This window comes from Flavobacterium sp. Arc2, from assembly GCF_041431385.1.
GTDB lineage: Bacteria > Bacteroidota > Bacteroidia > Flavobacteriales > Flavobacteriaceae > Flavobacterium.
Window position 1 is genome coordinate 1 of sequence record NZ_JASMRH010000008.1, and the last position, 16581, is coordinate 16581.

Sequence of the window (16581 nt, forward strand, 5' to 3'; positions counted from 1 at the left end):
GAAAATTTTTGAGCTTTTGAGTTAGCTCAAATTTTCAGAATAACTTTTTAACTTACACACTTTATGAGATGGTACCAGAAAAACAATAGTTTGATTAAAGCCTGACAGATAATTCTTTATTTGTCAGGCTTTTTTTTTTTTGCTTTTTCTTTTTTGCTTTTTCTTTTTTGCTTTTTCTTTTTTGAGTTAGAACAAATATCACATTATTTTATTTATTCCAACGGCCTTAACATCTGCAGTGGAGCATAAAATGTTTGAAGAATGCGTAAAAAAAAGTTCTTTACACGTAGCTAGTCCTGTCTTTTTTAGTGTTCGAAAATTAATTTAACCAACGAGCCTATATAGACATAAAATCTAATATTCACGAAATATATAATTAAATAGAGGTTGTTACTTAAAAAAAAACATCTTTTCTTAGTCGATACAAACATAGGATGACAAGTTTGTCGTTATATTTTTTTGCCGTAGTTTTAAAAGTCAGATAATATTAGAACTTCTTAAATCAGATAAAATTAAGTGGGTTGTTGGTTCACCATAAACCAGTAAGCGGTCAATGAATTTTTGTAAATGCAATTGATCAACTAAAACCACTTTCATAAATATATTATGCGTTCCGGTAATCCTATTGATTTCACCTATTTCTGGAAATTCATTCAACTGCTTGCAAAAGGTATTTAGTTTTCCACTAAACAACTTAAACATAATAAAAACCTCTAAGCCATAACCCAATTTTTGATTGTTGAGCGATAATTTATAGCCTTTTATTATTTCATTGTCTTCCAGTTTTTGGATACGTTCTCGCACCGAAGATGGCGAAAGTCCTATTTGTTTTCCAATATCTACATATGATGCTCTTGCATTAATCTCTAATTGTGCTATTATCTTTAAATCTATTGTATCAACCATTAAAAAAGTTTTTAAGCCGAAAAATAGCATTTTATTATGGATAAAGACTCTTTTATCGATGGAATAAATTTCAAGAATACTTCATCTAATAGTAATTTTGTGCTATGGATACAACATTATTATTACTTATCATTGGGATATTTACAGGATTTTTTATTCAAACTATTATTGGGTTTGCTGGTGCCTTAATTGCTTTGCCTTTTTTATTGTGTGTAATGCCGTTAGCTGAGGCTGTGTCTTATATTTCGATTTTTTATTTAATCTCCACTCCTATTTATGTTTATAAAGAATGGGAAGATATTGATAAAACCTTACTCAAAAAACTAGCAATTTCTTCGTTTTTTGGAGTTCTTGTTGGCATAATAGTTTTGATTTATGGCAAACCACTTTTTCTAAAAAAGGCTTTGGGTGTTTTTGTGATACTATTTGTTCTGAACAGTTTACGAACTAAAAAGCCGAGCATGAATTTGGGGAGAATCAAGGGTGTTTTTGGTTTTCTAGGCGGTTTTTTCTCTGGACTATTTTCTACTGGTGGCCCTTTGTACGTGATGATTGTACAAAGTGAAACTACTGATGTAAAGACTTTTAGAGCTACTATGTTTGGTACTTTGGGATTAGTAACGCTAATGCGAATACCAGTTTTGATAGCAACTGGTTTAATGACGATGGACCAAGTCTATAATGCTATTTATGTATTGCCTTTTTTTATACTCGCCTTATTTTTAGGCAAAAAAGTCTATTTGAAACTCAATGACGTACTAATTAAAAAAATCATATTAGGACTACTATTTTTATCCGGAATTATGTTAGTGTTAAATAATTAACGGCTAATATAATTTGATTTGAGAAACAAAATCAAAATAGGATTTCTAGGCCTATTTCAGTTTTTGACTCCCTTATTTTGTGAGTTCATAGTGAATTAAAGTCATTCTTGATCTATTGGTATAGGATCGTATGATAGTCTGTTAACTACATTTTTATCAGTGGTAAAATCATTTATTCCGTCGCAAGAAATTCTTCATGTATTCTAATATTTTCATTTATGTTCTAAAATTTTTAAATTTATTTATATGCTTTCTAGTATATCGTATTTCTATTTATTGATTCATAAGGTTTCAAATAAGATTTTGCAAAATGGCTTTGGACTCGTTGCACTCGAACAGTTCGAAGTACCGCTGTTTAAATTTTGCATAAATAGTAAAGTGAGGACAGAAATACTCCATTTAGTACTTCTGTCCCCATAGTGATGAACCTTTTTTTTAACTAATTTTATTTGTTCGTTAGCCAAAAATATACGGCAAGCCCGAGCATTAAAATAGTCTTTATGTTGCACCAAGTCAGTTTGAACTTTGGTGTTATTCGATGGCAATTATTTGTTTTGCAGTTCATAGATTCGTTAATTAGTTTCACAAGACTTGTCTGCACAATAGGCGTTGCCTACTGTTTTAGCAACTGCCATTCCAAAAATAATATGTCCCATTAAACCACCTATTAGCTTTAGTATCATAGGGCCTTCCACTTCCGGCATTCGCATCATTGCTCCCATTATCGCCATCATTATTTGGGCAAATACAAATGCAATAACTCCAAATATGGCTCCTTTTAAATAAACTTTGCTAATTTTCCATTTGAAAATGCACAAATAGGTGTACGCAAATGCAAAAACAATTCCTATCATGAAGTGCATTATCCAACCTACAAACATAGGCATTCCTAGCGCTCCTGAAAGCATGGCTGGTGGTGACACTTTTGGCATTCCTATCATTGCTGAAATCATCATTACTGCGGTCATTATCACTGTACCAATAATCCCTGCTAAAACTGATTTTTGAATTTTTGTATTCATAATTTAATGGTTTAAAGTTTTTAATTCAATTTATAAATAATTGTTGCTATTAGTAGCTAACTATACCTTTATACCATAAGTTTGAAAAAATCACCCAATCAAATAAACTATTTTTCAAATTTCTTTTTTATCGTCCTGCTCTTTTACTTTTCTAATTTGCTCAACGCACTTATGTTTTTGATTTTGAGCATTGTGTTTATTGGAATAGCCGTATTCTTTTTGGATTTGTTCAATGGCTTTTTCCTTGAAAAACATATCGTGAATTAATCCTTGGCAATGTTTAGTTATTTTATGCATGTAGTTTTGAAGTTTGTCAGCATAAGACTTTTCATTATCGATGGCAAGATTTATTTCTTCATAAAATTTATTGTCGTGTATGTCATTGAATTCAGTTGTACGGTAAGCAGTTCTTAATCTTTTGAGCCAAAGATTTTTAGAAATTGCCATTATGTATGTTTTTATTGAGGCTGTCAATATAAAATTATCTTGTCGTAGTTTCTCAATTAAAACAAGCATAGTATCCTGAAAAACATCTTCGGCATCGTCAGACCTACCGCTATTGTTTAGTACAAAACGATTTACCATTCCGAAATACTCTTTGTAGAGTTGGCCAAATGCGTTGTTGTTTTCGTCTTTTAAGTCTGTTAATATTTCTGTTATCATTAGTTGAATTACTGTCTGTTTGTTGTTAGGAAAGTTCATTTTCTACTCAAGCCTAAATACGGTAAAACGCGTATTAGAGATCCGGTTTTGCTTCACATTGAATGCTGTAAAACTCAATATTTAATTTCTAAATTTAGTTGTTTTCCTGCGCCTAATGCGTTTTGATCCAATTTTGCACCAACGGCCATTCCTATCACCATGCCAATAGGTAACCCTACTCCAAGTAAGCCCATATTACCAACGCTTAATCCAAAAACAACTCCAATGGGCACTCCAAATGCGGACATTCCAACGGCCAACCAAAGAGTCCTATAATAGTTTTTTGGAACGATTTTAAATTCTTTTTCAACTTGTTTTAAAATTTTCGTTTGCTTCTGTTTTACAAGTTTTCTTAATTTATCTTCTGTAAGTAAGGAAGCGTTTAATTCTTCAACCTCGTTATTAATAGTTTTTACACTACTTTGAGATAACTCCTTCTTGTTCAATTCTTTTAGAAGTTCTCCAAACTGCAAATAAATTTTATGTAATTTGGTATTGCCAGAGATAACTGGCCTTTCTTTTAGTTCAATTATATTCATATTATTTATTAGTTTTTAAGCTAACCGCTACCGTTTATGTGCTATGATTTTTCTCTCCATCGCATTTTTGTCAGCAAGCAGATAATGTCGAAATGAGGATAAATATATAAAGGTAATTCGTTATTTATCAAATTGTTGTCAATAGTTGTTCTCCTTTGTAATTGGTTTTTAGTATTTCTAAAAAGTCAAAACATTTGAACATTATAAAAGACATAGTATTAGAATCGTAATTCCGATACTGGTGTATAGCGCTCCTTGCCAGTAAAAAAGTCTCGTTTCCTATTTTTCCCAAAACTGTTCCCTTATTCTTTTTTGAAATGACCACTTGTAGGCCTCCAGAAAAGAAAAGTAATTATTTAAAAAAGCGATATTGCTATTATCCAATTTTTTTCCATTTGCAGAACTTTAGTTAATATACTTTTAATCGTTGTTAAATTGTATATGTGTCTTATAATGTAGGGTATGTAAATCCTTTATGGATGAATTAGAGTTATTTGATAGCGTTTATATCAATATTCAAAGATAGAGTATTTTAACTAAACCTCTTATTAAAGCAGCTTGGCTTCTATAATTTATCAGCGATAAGTTCTTAATTAACAACTGTTTTATGCCAATTTTAAACGACTTATTATGCGCTTTTTTCATAGCCTCGATAGTAGTGAAAAGCCTTTACGAGCTTATAACCTCTTTTTTCTTGTTGCGATAGAGCGACTAAAAGAAGCTCCTAGCGCGACCTAGAAAAAGGGTTGAAGCTGGAAAGCTTGCAACGGATAACGAGAATAGCTCCTAAAAAAACTATTAGAATTATTAATTCAAGTACTACCTTAAAAAACTGAATTAGACTCTAACGTCTGTTTTGGTTTTGCGTAGTAAATAGATCAAGAAGTACCTTTACAGTGCACAGCAACCAAACATAGTAACTTAAGAATGTATGAGAATTTAACTTTAGAGCGGAAATTTAGGTTTGGAATATACATTGAACATTAAATTAGTATGTTTGCAGCAATGCAATTTCAAGCGAAGTATCAAAATGCATTTATAAATTAGTACCATTTATTAAAATTATGATTGCTCAAATAATTCCAAATATATCTGTTGACTGTGTTGTTTTTGGGTATGATAACAAAACAAAATTATTGAACGTTTTATTGATCGAGCGTTTTTTACAGTTAAAAGATACAGATGAACCTTTAGTAAATGACTACGTGCTGACTGGGTTTCACGCTTATGAAGATGAGACAATAGACGAAACTGCTAAACGGATTTTAAAGGAATTAACAGGACTTGATAATTTATATAAGAAACAATTCAAAGTTTTTGGTGATCCCAATCGCTTAATGAATCAAAAAGATATTATTTGGGTACAAAACTAGAATTTTAATCAACGAACTATTACGATCGCCTATTATTTTTTACTGCCTACGCATACAGTTAAGCTGGAGAACAAAAAACACAAGCTACAATGGTTTCCAGTGAATCTCTTGCCTGAATTGGGCTTTGACCATAAATGAATCATTACTGAAGCCTATGGTAATTTGAAGGAAAAGTCATTGTACAAACCCATCGTATTTGAACTCTTAGCTGATAAATTTACGATTAAAGACTTACAAGATGCATATGAGGTTATTTTAGGGGTCGAAATAGACAATAGAAACTTCCGAAGAAAAGTTATTGCTAAAAAGTATGTCATTGCCTTAGACGAAAAACAAGTGGGGATTTCAAAAAAACCTTCTCAACTTTATAGGTTCAGTAAAGAGATGTACCAAAAAACATATAAAGAAAGTTATCTCATTAACATTTAACTTTTGAAAGTAGGCCTATATAAAATAGCTGGATTTTATTACTCAAGATGGTAGCACTTTTGGTATTTTAAATATTTACCTTTGCAAAAAATTAAAAAAGCAATTTTGAGTACAACTGCCACTAGATCCAAATTTAAATATTTTCAATTAGTTTTAATTTTAGGTTTTCTTACTGCGCTCGGCCCGTTTTCAATTGACATGTATTTACCCGGTTTTTCTGGAATAGCAAAAGATTTGAATACTACCGTGGCCAAAGTCGCCATGACCTTATCCAGTTATTTCATAGGAATTTCTGCAGGGCAATTGCTGTATGGCCCTTTATTAGACCGCTATGGGAGAAAAAAACCATTATTTATTGGATTGTTAGTCTATATTTTAGCTTCATTAGGTTGCGCACTTGTAACAGATATTGATACGTTTATTGGTTTGCGATTCATACAAGCCGTGGGAAGCTGTGCTGCTACGGTAGCTTCGATTGCGATGGTTCGAGATTTATTTCCAGTGAAAGAAATTCCAAAAGTACTCTCGATGCTAATGCTAGTCGTTGGGCTTTCGCCAATGTTGGCACCCACGATTGGTGGTTATGTAACGGCAGCCTACGGGTGGCATGTTGTCTTTTTAATTCTAATGGGAATTGGTATTGTAGTTCTTTTGGCGGCTCAGTTTGGCTTACCGAATACTCACGAACCCGACACTTCTATTTCGTTAAAACCAAAACCGATTATTCTTAATTTTTGGAGTGTCGTAAGAGAGCCTCAGTTTTATACCTATGCGTTTACAGGAGCAATTGCTTTCTCTGGTTTGTTTACGTATGTGGCGGCCTCCCCTATTCTCTTTATGGATATTTTTAAAGTTGATGCCACAACTTACGGTTGGATTTTCGCTTTTATGTCATTGAGTTTCATCAGCGCCAGTCAATTGAATTCTTTGTTACTGAGAAAATACAGTAGTGAGCAAATGATTTTTGGTGCTCTGATAGTGCAATCTGTTATTAGTATAACTTTTTTAATAACGGCTATGAATGGTCTTCTAGGATTGTATGAAACGATCGGGATGCTGTTTATATTTTTGGCCTGTTTGGGAATTTCGAACCCTAATACTGCTGCGTTGACTTTGGCTCCGTTTTCTAAAAATGCAGGAAGTGCCTCGGCATTAATGGGCGCTATCCAATTAGGATTAGGTGCTTTTGCTTCCTTTGCAGTAGGTATTTTTGTAAAGGATTCTATGGTACCTATGGTGGTAATTATGACTTCGAGTACGATTGCTGCCTTGGTCGTTTTAAGTATTGGTAAACGAAAAATTACTGTAAAACATTAATTAATGGCGCTTTTATAACCCTATAAGTCATACAAGAAAACTTATATGACTTATAGGATTATAAAAAAAAAACACTCATGGTTTCAGATTAGTAAAATCTATATTTTTATATGTTTAAAATTAGCAAGTAGGTTCACTACTAGTTTTGCTTTTTGCTTTATCAGGTCTTATGATCATTCGTAAGGATTGATCTTTGGCAAAATAAGCAATCATCCAGTTAAAGAATGTTTTTATTCGGTTGCGATATGTAATTAAAGAAACCAAGTGGATGAATAACCAAATAGCCCAGGCAAAGAAACCTTTAAAATGTAATTTTGGTTTTGGTAAATCTACTACAGCCTTATTTTTTCCTATAATCGCCATTGACCCTTTATCGTTATATTTAAAAGGAACCATCGGTTTATTGCGAATCAGTAACTTAAAATTTTCTGCTAGATTCAGTCCTTGCTGGATAGCGACTTGCGCCACTTGCGGATGTCCGTTAGGAAAATCGGTATCAGTTAGTTGAATACAGGTATCCCCTATCGCGTAGATATTATCTGTTCCGTTTACTTTATTAAAGGCATCGGTAGCCATTCGTTTTCCTCGGCCGTAACTTTCAGTAGGAATACCATCAAATATTTTTGCTGATACTCCGGCAGCCCAAATCAAATTCTTAGTTTGTATCGTTTCTCCGTTTGATAAAAATACAGTATCATCGACGTAATCTACCACTTGGGTATTCAATTGTACCATTACACCTAAGCTAGTAAGTGCTTCAAGAGTATCCTTTTGTGATTCTTTGCTCATAGGTGCTAACAACGCAGGTCCGCCATCAACTAAATAGATATTACTGGCCGTGGTTCCTAGTTCTGGATATTCTTTTTGGAATATACTCTTTCTCATTTCCGCAAACATACCCGAAACTTCAACTCCAGTTGGACCTCCGCCGGCCACAACAATAGTTAGCAGTTTACGACGTTTGCGAATGTCCTTGCAAATGGCGGCTTTTTCTAAGTTTTTTAATATGGTATTCCGCATTTCAATGGCATCATTGAGTGTTTTCATCGGAATTGCATTTTTCTTTACATTTTCCATTCCGAAATAGCTCGTTTCAGCACCGGTTGCAAAAACTAGGTGGTCGTAACTCAATTCGCCATTATGCAGTATTATTTTATTTTCTGAAGGAACGACTTTTACGAGCTCGCCAAGACGAAACTGTATATTTTTCTTTCCTGCAAATAATTTACGAAATGGATAACTAATACTGGATGGTTCCAAGAAAGCAGTAGCTACCTGATAAATAAGCGGCGGAAAGAAATTATAATTATTTTTGTCAACAAGAGTTACCTGAACCCCTTTTTGATTTGAAAGTTCTTTAGCAAGGTTAATCCCTGCAAATCCTCCACCTATTATGACAGTATTCATATGTTGTTATTTAATAATTTTAATAAAAAAGATACCCCATAAATATACGTTTTTTTAAGGGAAGCTATTAAATTTCGAAATAGGAAATAACTATGGTACTATTGATTTACTATTGGTTGTTTCATTTTGGAGTATATAATAGTATTTAGAATAGGTATAACGCTTTAATATTTAGATGTTTAGTCTTTTTTTTGAATTTAAAACTTAAGCTAAAATTTATAACCGACTCCAATTTGCACTCCAAATTCGGTTAAATGTTGATCGTAATTCTCTTTTTCAAATGAAAGTATAGAATGTCTTTTGAAATTTGGATTGATAAATACTAAAAACTTACTAAAGTTATATTTTGCCCCAACTCCTATACCAAATCCAATTCCGGACTCAGAGTCAGTTGAATTATCAGATAATTGAAAATCTATAATCGGCCCTCCGTTTAAAAAAATGTATCTCCAAAATGTATAATTTGCATAAATTGCAACCGATACAATTTCTAGCTTTTCATATCGTGACTGAATCGCGGTTCCCATAAACTCAGGTGTTATTTTTATATCACTTTTAGAATAATTAATTCCAGTTTCAATCGAAAAACTAGGAGAAAATTGTCTTAAATACTTTATTCCAAATTCATTAAATTTTTCATTTTGATATCCGGCTCCCCCAAGCATAGGTTCTTATAAAAGTTCAGCGTCAGATGTTCCAAAATACAATCTAAATTCATTAGAATTTTGTGAATAGCTGTCTACACTTAATAATGTAATAACTAAAGCAAAAAACAATCTTATTGTTTTCACCTTAAAAGTTTGTTATTGATTCACATACAGTGAGCAAGCTTATGATTTTCATCTTAAATGATTTATTTATGCTTAGGCTAAAATATAAAAATTTTAAAATAAATCACTAAATCGTGTTGATCGTTTGGAACTTTTCTTGGAATCAGATTTTGCTTTTTCGAAAAGGAATTCTTATTTTATTATTTGGATGAGAACTTGCGACACGTTTTTAGCCGCGCTCGCTAATTCTATTAAAGTCGTCGTATTGCAAAATCTCTAATCCAGATCCATTTGAAAAAATGTTCTCAGCAATTGCCACACCTAATTTTTCTACTGCTATACCTCTATATTTTAGCCAGTTTCCATGTAAAAACAAATTTAGTTTGGGCCATACTTTTAATACAATAGCTTGTGAAATTCCATATCTGTTGGTAGGTGTTAAAATCATTGAAGGTTGAAAAATACTCAAGCGAGCAAATTGAAGTTTTTCTAATTCGGCCACCAATTCTCCTTTGCTTCTCAAAAAAAAGTTAGAAGAAGTAGCGCTTATTCCAACAGAAGATAAAAGCTCAAAATGTCGGACCCCATTTTTTTTGCATATTTGAGCAAAATCCAGAACGGCCTGTTTGTCTATCTTCAGAAATTCTTCTTTGCTCATTTTTGAGGGTTCGCCCACGCCTAAAGTACAGATGGCAACGGATGTATTTTTCACAAAAGGAGCATAAGAGTTAAGATCAAAAATATTAATTTCATGCTGTTGTACAAAATCAGCATGTATCGTATCAATACGTCTTCTTCCTAATAGAGTCAGGCTTTTAGGTTGTTTTGACTTTAGGAACCGTTTCACAACTTGTGTTCCTACAGCACCACTTGCTCCAAGCATTACTACAGAAATGTTTCGTTAGTGTAATTCATTTTATTTTGATAGGTATAAATTATTGTAGATCATTAGCATATTTGAAAATGGCGGGTAGTCCACCGGTATGCCAAAATAGAATATTAGTGTTAGTAGGAATTCTTTTTTTATTTAAGAAATCAAGCATTCCATAAAAAGCTCGAGCTGTATAAACAGGATCTAATAAAACGCCTTCATTTTTAACTAGTTCACTGATGGCATTAATTTCATTAGTAGTGACTACACCATAGCCCTCTTTATCATAATCCCTAATTAATTTAATATCTGAAAGATTGAATTTTTTATTGACGTTCAATTTTAGAGCACCTACCTCTATTCGATTTAAAACTGCTTCTTCGAGCGAAAGTCCATTTAATTCCTCTTTGTCTATACTTATTGGAATAAGCTCTGAATCTAATTGATAGACCTCTTTTCCTAGAGTTAGTCCGGCTTGCATCCCTCCAGAACTTGAGGCAAAAAAGATATAATCAATCTTTAGTTTTTGTTCAATTAATTGCTCTTTTAATTCCTTAACGGCAGTAACGAATCCCATAGCTCCCGCAAAATTAGAACCTCCGTATGGAATTACGAAACATTTCCTTCCTTCGTTCTCAATTTTGGTTTTCAATATTTCTCCATCTTCTCCTTTCCTATTTTCAGCTGTAAAATGGATTTCGGCTCCTAGGATTGACGATAGCAATAAATTCCCATCATATACGTCTGGTTTTTCACCTCCCAAAAGTAAATGACATCTAAGTCCAGCGATTGCACATGCGGCAGCAGTCTGCCTACAATGATTAGATTGCTGTGCTCCAGCTGTGATTATGGTGTCACAATTTTCATCAAGAGCTTGTTTGATTAAATACTCTAATTTTCTAGTTTTATTCCCACCAAAAGCTAAACCCGTATTTTATCTCTTTTAATGAAGAGTTTGTAGTCAGGATATTTTTTTGATAATTTACTTAACTCTTGTAATGGAGTGGGAAAGAAACCTAAACTAAACTTATTGTCAATCATAATTTCGTTTTTTTATTAATGTTAACACAGAATCCTACTGAAAAACACGCCTTTAAAACCGAGATTCCCTGAAGTTTTAGCTAGTATTTTATTATTTATTTGATCATTTTTAATGGTTATTTATGTGGTCTTTTACAAGCTTCTTCTAAACAGGAAAATAGTATTAGCAGCATTTTTATCTACTTTATAATACTTACTGCCGCTTCCATTTGTACTAATGCCATGTCTAAAAGGTTTTTATTAGCCAAAGGTTTAAAAATAGACAGTTCAGTACAAGCCAAAACCACGGGAGTGTTGGCAGTATATTTTTCAATAAGCAAATAATAGTTTTTAATCAATTCTTTAGTTTCTGTTTCATTATAAACCTGCTTGCGAAATTCATCGATAAACAACATGTCTTCTTCTGAAGGAAGTATTGTTTTTATACCGTTTGAATTAAAAATGGACCGGATATAATCAAATTTCATACTAAATAGAGAACCAAATAAAACAACTTCATGCCAGTTGTTATTTTTAATTTTTGATGCGGTTAAATGAATTGGGTGAAGTATTTTCTTTGTGATTACAAGTCTATCAATCGTTTCGTGAAGTGTAATATTAGGTATCAAAATACTTTCAATATCCATTTTTTCAATTTCACTAATATAATATTTAATGACTGCGTCTAATGATTCTGAAGTATTGGGTAAAAGGGAATTGATTCTGTCGAAATTTGCATTCAATAAAAGAAATGGACAAGTGCTATACCCCCCTTTTTTCTGATGGTACAATTTATTTAATTCTGTTAAATAAAAGGAAGTACTTCGGCTACCCAGTCCTAATATAGTAAAAGTTATTTTATCCATTTATAAATTTATTGAAGGTATATATTCTGCAAAATACGATTTACTATTCGTTATTTCAATTTCAAGGATAAATTCTAAGTGATGCCTTTACATTTTAGTGAGTCAGAATTTAACTGTATTGCAGTAGGAATAACGTAACGATTGTGCGCAATTATACTCTGTTCTCAAGCGTTTTAGTAATCACTTCGTAGCACTTAATTTGGGGATGCCAGAATATTAGACAAAAATGAATTTAAAAAAGGGCTATTGAAATGTTTCAACAGCCCTTTTCTAAATCTTCCAGTATTGTTTAAAGAAAACGCAATTGTATACGCTTTGCCATCGCTAGTTACGCATTCTCGTAATATTTTCACTTGAAGTGTTTTTAATCAATACAACTAACTGCTTATTGTAAAGTGTCCAAAATTCTGTAATTTGGTTTTTGTCAATTTGCTGATAGTAATTGTATTTATTCCAATTGTTTTGGTCGTATATAATCGTAGGAATATTTTAAATTGAGAAAGCACAAAACGTTCGTGATTATTTGTTGTACTATCTATTAAGTGACCTAATATTTCTTTCTTCCTCCACTTTTAAGCATTTAGTTTATTAGAAAAAATCAAGTCGTCTATTTCAATTAACAACGGTGGAATGGATTGACATAAAATGGCTAAACGTTCTATTGATTTTTGTATCATAATTTATTTGTAAAATAATTCCAAGTTGCTCTTGTTATGTCGGCAATAATTTTTTCAGTTTCTTCTATTTCCCCCGTGATATCCTTTAAATACACCGAAATTATAAAATGTTTTCCGTTTGGCAGTTTTACAATTCCAACGTCATTCATAGCCACTCTTAAATTATGTTCGTTAGTTTCTGACATTCCTGTTCGGTGCGCTAATTCAGTTCCTTCAGGAAGCCCTGCTTTCATCCAAGAAAGTCCTCTTGAGCTTTCGACCATTATTTGATACAAATACTCTGTTGTCCCCCTTTTTAGAATTTTACCTTTGTAAAACTTATACAATAGCGCTGTTGTTGCAAGTGGTGTTGTCGTATTCAAATAGAGATTTTCCCAGGTTCTCATTTGCTGCTCATTAACTTTAATCGTAAAGTTTTTTATTCCTTGCCTATGGACAAACTTTTGAACCGGTTCCGTACCACCAATTAAGTCGAGAAGTATATCGCAACCATTATTGTCGCTATGAGAAACCGTATATCTCAACAAACTGTCTAATGTTATATGTAGATTTCCATTTGAAAAATCATCTCTTATTGGACTCCAAGTGCCTTGATGTAAATCTTCTTTTTTTATAAATATTTTATGTGTTAAAGAGAGTTTACCTTTATCAACTTGCTTTAAAACTGCTAGTGCGATATGAAATTTAAAAACGCTCATTAAAGGTGCGTTTAAATTCCCATTGATATTTAAAGTGTCTTTGTCTTCAATTCCTCTAATAGAAACGCCAACAGTTGCATTTTTTGCTAGAATAATTTTATCTATTTTTTGCCGCAGATCATTCGTGTTTTGAGCTAAAGATTGAAGAGAAGCAAATGAAGCTAAAATTAGTATAAAGATTTTACTCATATTAAATTTCTGTAAGTCTATTGTCGGTCTGTGAGCATTGTCAAATTACGGATAACGCATTTATACTAGTACTAAAACGGCTATTATCCACCCAAAAAAGATCGGCTTTGTGCCACAAAGTAGCTGTTTTATTTTTATACTAAAATATAAAAACTATACTATAATACATCAAATAGGAAACTAAAAAAAACCATTGCCCTACTCCTTCTAGCATTGCAATGGTTTTTCAATTTAAAACAGTAAAATCAGTATTTCATTTTTTAGCACGACTACACACTTTTGAATCCGCGCTATCGTCGCCTTGCTATATCCCAGTGCTCGGGTTTTGAGCATAAATTACATATAGAGTTGGCAAACGTTTTTTATCAATCTTAAATCAAGAATTATGAAATAAAATTCTTAATTAACGTCGAGTTTATTCAGGCTGTCCATTTTGTCTACAGGTTTATTTATTGGTAACGTAAAATAAAAAGAAGAGCCTTCGCCCTCTATGCTTTCCGCCCAGATTTCACAACCGCTTCTTTCTAAAAAACCTTTTACTAATAATAACCCAATTCCGGCTCCTTTATTTTCAGCTCTTGTTTTTGAAAGAGAAGCCATTTGTGCGGTAAAAAGATTTTTCGTTATTTCTTTCGACATTCCAATGCCATTATCTTTAACTTCTATAATAAGTTTATCTTTATCTTCATTTTCTTTTGCCGAAACTGTAATTTTTCCTCCCGATTTTGTATGACGTAAAGCGTTTGAAATTAAGTTTTGCAAAATAGAAAGTAACATTTTCTCATCTGCAAAAACAGTTTCATTTTCTTTAATATCGTTATGAAGACTTATTGCATTCACATTTGCAATTTCCCCCAACTTATTAAAAGTCTCATCTACATATTTTCCAAGTTCAATTTCTGCGGGAGTAAATATTTCTGATGCATATTTAATTCTTGCCCAATCCACTAAACTGTCCAACATGTTCAATTCGGCAATGGAAGAGTCATGAACAAGCTCTAGCATTTGCTTTAATGTTTCAGGCTTCATTTTTTCAAAATTATCTTTCAAATATTTGGTTGTTCCAATAATTGATGCCAAAGGGCTTCGTAAATCATGTGAGAGAATGGCAAGGACGTTTTCCTTATGTGTATTCAATTCTTCCAGTTCTTTAACATAATTTTTAATAGAATCTTCAGCATTCTTTCTTTCTGTCAGGTCACGCAGTATCTTGACATAGCCTAACATTTCTCCATCTAAACCCGTTATTGGAAAAACTAAACCGTAAGCATAAAATGTGCTTTCGTCTTTACAAATATGCCACCTGTTATCTACTGCCCTGCCTTCTTTTAATGCCTGATCAATTTCTTTCTTAGGAATTCCATTTTTTTTATCTTCATTTGTAAAAATGATGTCAAAAGCTTTACCTAAAACTTCGTCCGGTTCATATCCGAAAATGGAAACGGATCCTGAACTCCAGCTATTAATTTTTAATTCATTATCTAGGGTGAAAATGGAATAATCTTGTAAACCATCAATTATCTGACTATAAAATTCTGTAGTTGGAACATATTGACTTTTGAGTATTCCTGGTTCTTTCAGTTGATCTGCCATTTTTTTATTTTATGAAGTATTAAAAGTTGAAAAGAAGAACAACTTTTTTTGAGGGCAAAGGTACTTAATTCTACCAAATCAAAAATGTTAATAAGGAAGACTTTTTGTCAACCGAATTGTCATTTAGTTATTAAAATAAGGAGATTTTTCATATTTGTTATAAATTGTATATTGTTAGTACAAAATGGCTCTAATACATCCTAAAAAGGGATGTTTTACGCCATAACCCTCCCATTTAATTTTCGAACTAAAATATAAAAAGTTTAATACAAACTACTAATTGCGTACCACTATTCTGACATCTTAATTAAATCTAATAAAACAAAAAAGCCATATCACGGCTACTTGAATCGCAGGCAATAGTTTATCAATTCTAAAACAGATAAAGTACTGTTTCAATTTTTTGTCGTTTGAGCCGCTTGCGCCATAGTTGCCTTGCTATATCCCAGCGATGTGCTTTGTCATTTAGCCCGGAGTTCACTCCGTGAAGAAACTGTAAGCGAGTGTGGCTTTTAGCGTTCGCTTTCTAACACTAAATTTTTAGGATGCCTGAATATTACGTAGCGATAGCCATAAAAAAAGGGCTGTTGATACGTTTTCAACAGCCCTTTTTTAAATTTTCTATTATTGTTTGATGGACCTTAGGTTTTCAAAGGTTACTCTTTTAGCCACGAGATGGAGCCACAGAGAATTCTTTTTTCTTTTTATTCAATTCATCCTGCAGTTTGCGCATTGCTTTCTGTTCGCGTTCCAAAGCTTTTTCCTTATAGATTTCAAATTCTTTTTCAGACTGTTGTAACGCCAACTTACTTTCTATGGTTATGATGTTACTTTGTTTAAATTTAAAGATGAAAAATAACAGTGCAGCGATCAATCCAATAACAATAAGGAAAAACAATGTTTTAAAAAACGTTTTTTCAAATTGTATTCCAAAAAGCGAAATACTTTCCTTTTCAGAGATTAAGTTGGTAACAACAGTTTCTGAGGCGGTTGATTTCGTTTGTAAACTTTCAATAAGTCGTTTCTGCGAATTCAGAAAGTCTGTATTAGCTACAAGCTTCTTTTTTGAAACGGCAAGAGAGTCTAGAACATTAGATTGTAATTTAAGTATCGAAGTAGCTTTAATCACTTTATAGCCCTGAAAATTATTTGATTTATCAATAAGATTCTCAAACTGATATTTTACAGTGCCTGAATCGGTAATCTTGTTTGTAGTTTGGCTAAAAATGGTTGATGTAATAAGTAATACGGCAACTGCCGCCATTGTCATTTTCTTCATGAGTTAAAATCCTTTTAATTCATAACTAAGTATAAAACTAGTTATTGTTAGAATAAATAACGAGGTATAAAACTAGTTATTGTTGTTATAATAGATTTA

General features: G+C 32.4%; 16 protein-coding genes. 4 read left to right on the top strand and 12 right to left on the bottom strand.

Annotation, left to right across the window (positions count from 1 at the left end):
* Positions 1-477 precede the first annotated feature (477 nt).
* Positions 478-906 (bottom strand): Lrp/AsnC family transcriptional regulator, encoded by a 429-nt coding sequence (locus tag QO182_RS06870; protein ID WP_371541935.1) that lies wholly within the window; start codon positions 904-906, stop codon positions 478-480.
* A gap of 104 nt (positions 907-1010) precedes the next feature.
* On the opposite strand from QO182_RS06870, the gene QO182_RS06875 reads away from it, so the two are divergent.
* Positions 1011-1730: a TSUP family transporter gene (locus QO182_RS06875; RefSeq protein WP_371541938.1), complete on the top strand. Its 720-nt coding sequence runs from the start codon at positions 1011-1013 to the stop codon at positions 1728-1730.
* A 572-nt stretch (positions 1731-2302) separates the two neighbouring features.
* Here the strand turns inward: QO182_RS06875 and QO182_RS06880 are convergent.
* The 3 genes from QO182_RS06880 to QO182_RS06890 all read right to left on the bottom strand — a co-directional run bounded on the left by QO182_RS06880 (position 2303) and on the right by QO182_RS06890 (position 3993).
* Positions 2303-2752 (bottom strand): DUF6789 family protein, encoded by a 450-nt coding sequence (locus QO182_RS06880; RefSeq protein ID WP_371560693.1) that lies wholly within the window; start codon positions 2750-2752, stop codon positions 2303-2305.
* A 114-nt stretch (positions 2753-2866) separates the two neighbouring features.
* Positions 2867-3454: an RNA polymerase sigma factor gene (locus QO182_RS06885; protein ID WP_371541943.1), complete on the bottom strand. Its 588-nt coding sequence runs from the start codon at positions 3452-3454 to the stop codon at positions 2867-2869.
* Between the two features lie 74 nt (positions 3455-3528).
* The gene (locus tag QO182_RS06890; protein ID WP_371560695.1) at positions 3529-3993 is read right to left on the bottom strand and encodes a hypothetical protein; all 465 of its coding nucleotides are present in this window, start codon (positions 3991-3993) and stop codon (positions 3529-3531) included.
* A 1064-nt stretch (positions 3994-5057) separates the two neighbouring features.
* On the opposite strand from QO182_RS06890, the gene QO182_RS06895 reads away from it, so the two are divergent.
* The 3 genes from QO182_RS06895 to QO182_RS06905 all read left to right on the top strand — a co-directional run bounded on the left by QO182_RS06895 (position 5058) and on the right by QO182_RS06905 (position 7112).
* Positions 5058-5366, top strand: a complete 309-nt coding sequence (locus tag QO182_RS06895) for a hypothetical protein (protein WP_371560696.1) — start codon at positions 5058-5060, stop codon at positions 5364-5366.
* A 177-nt stretch (positions 5367-5543) separates the two neighbouring features.
* Positions 5544-5795, top strand: coding sequence for a hypothetical protein (locus tag QO182_RS06900; RefSeq protein ID WP_371560698.1), 252 nt, complete (start codon positions 5544-5546; stop codon positions 5793-5795).
* Between the two features lie 81 nt (positions 5796-5876).
* Positions 5877-7112 carry a multidrug effflux MFS transporter gene (locus QO182_RS06905; protein ID WP_371560700.1) on the top strand — a complete coding sequence of 412 codons (1236 nt, stop codon included), beginning with the start codon at positions 5877-5879 and terminating at the stop codon, positions 7110-7112.
* A 120-nt stretch (positions 7113-7232) separates the two neighbouring features.
* Here QO182_RS06905 and QO182_RS06910 read toward each other — a convergent pair whose 3' ends face one another.
* From QO182_RS06910 to QO182_RS06945, 8 genes are all read right to left on the bottom strand, one after another.
* A complete protein-coding gene (locus QO182_RS06910; protein ID WP_371560701.1) occupies positions 7233-8519 on the bottom strand; it encodes an NAD(P)/FAD-dependent oxidoreductase in 1287 nt (428 codons plus the stop codon).
* A gap of 209 nt (positions 8520-8728) precedes the next feature.
* Positions 8729-9184 carry an outer membrane beta-barrel protein gene (locus QO182_RS06915; protein WP_371560702.1) on the bottom strand — a complete coding sequence of 152 codons (456 nt, stop codon included), beginning with the start codon at positions 9182-9184 and terminating at the stop codon, positions 8729-8731.
* Positions 9185-9518: 334 nt separating this feature from the next.
* Positions 9519-10172: an NAD(P)H-binding protein gene (locus tag QO182_RS06920; protein WP_371560703.1), complete on the bottom strand. Its 654-nt coding sequence runs from the start codon at positions 10170-10172 to the stop codon at positions 9519-9521.
* 52 nt (positions 10173-10224) lie between these two features.
* The gene (locus QO182_RS06925) at positions 10225-11043 is read right to left on the bottom strand and encodes a pyridoxal-phosphate dependent enzyme (RefSeq protein WP_371560824.1); all 819 of its coding nucleotides are present in this window, start codon (positions 11041-11043) and stop codon (positions 10225-10227) included.
* A gap of 337 nt (positions 11044-11380) precedes the next feature.
* Complete coding sequence (locus QO182_RS06930; RefSeq protein WP_371560704.1) at positions 11381-12046, bottom strand: aspartate/glutamate racemase family protein; 666 nt, start codon at positions 12044-12046, stop codon at positions 11381-11383.
* Between the two features lie 673 nt (positions 12047-12719).
* Positions 12720-13610 carry a class A beta-lactamase, subclass A2 gene (gene bla / locus QO182_RS06935; RefSeq protein ID WP_371560705.1) on the bottom strand — a complete coding sequence of 297 codons (891 nt, stop codon included), beginning with the start codon at positions 13608-13610 and terminating at the stop codon, positions 12720-12722.
* Between the two features lie 399 nt (positions 13611-14009).
* Complete coding sequence (locus QO182_RS06940; protein WP_371542173.1) at positions 14010-15203, bottom strand: ATP-binding protein; 1194 nt, start codon at positions 15201-15203, stop codon at positions 14010-14012.
* 664 nt (positions 15204-15867) lie between these two features.
* A complete protein-coding gene (locus tag QO182_RS06945; RefSeq protein ID WP_371542170.1) occupies positions 15868-16482 on the bottom strand; it encodes a hypothetical protein in 615 nt (204 codons plus the stop codon).
* Positions 16483-16581 lie beyond the last annotated feature (99 nt).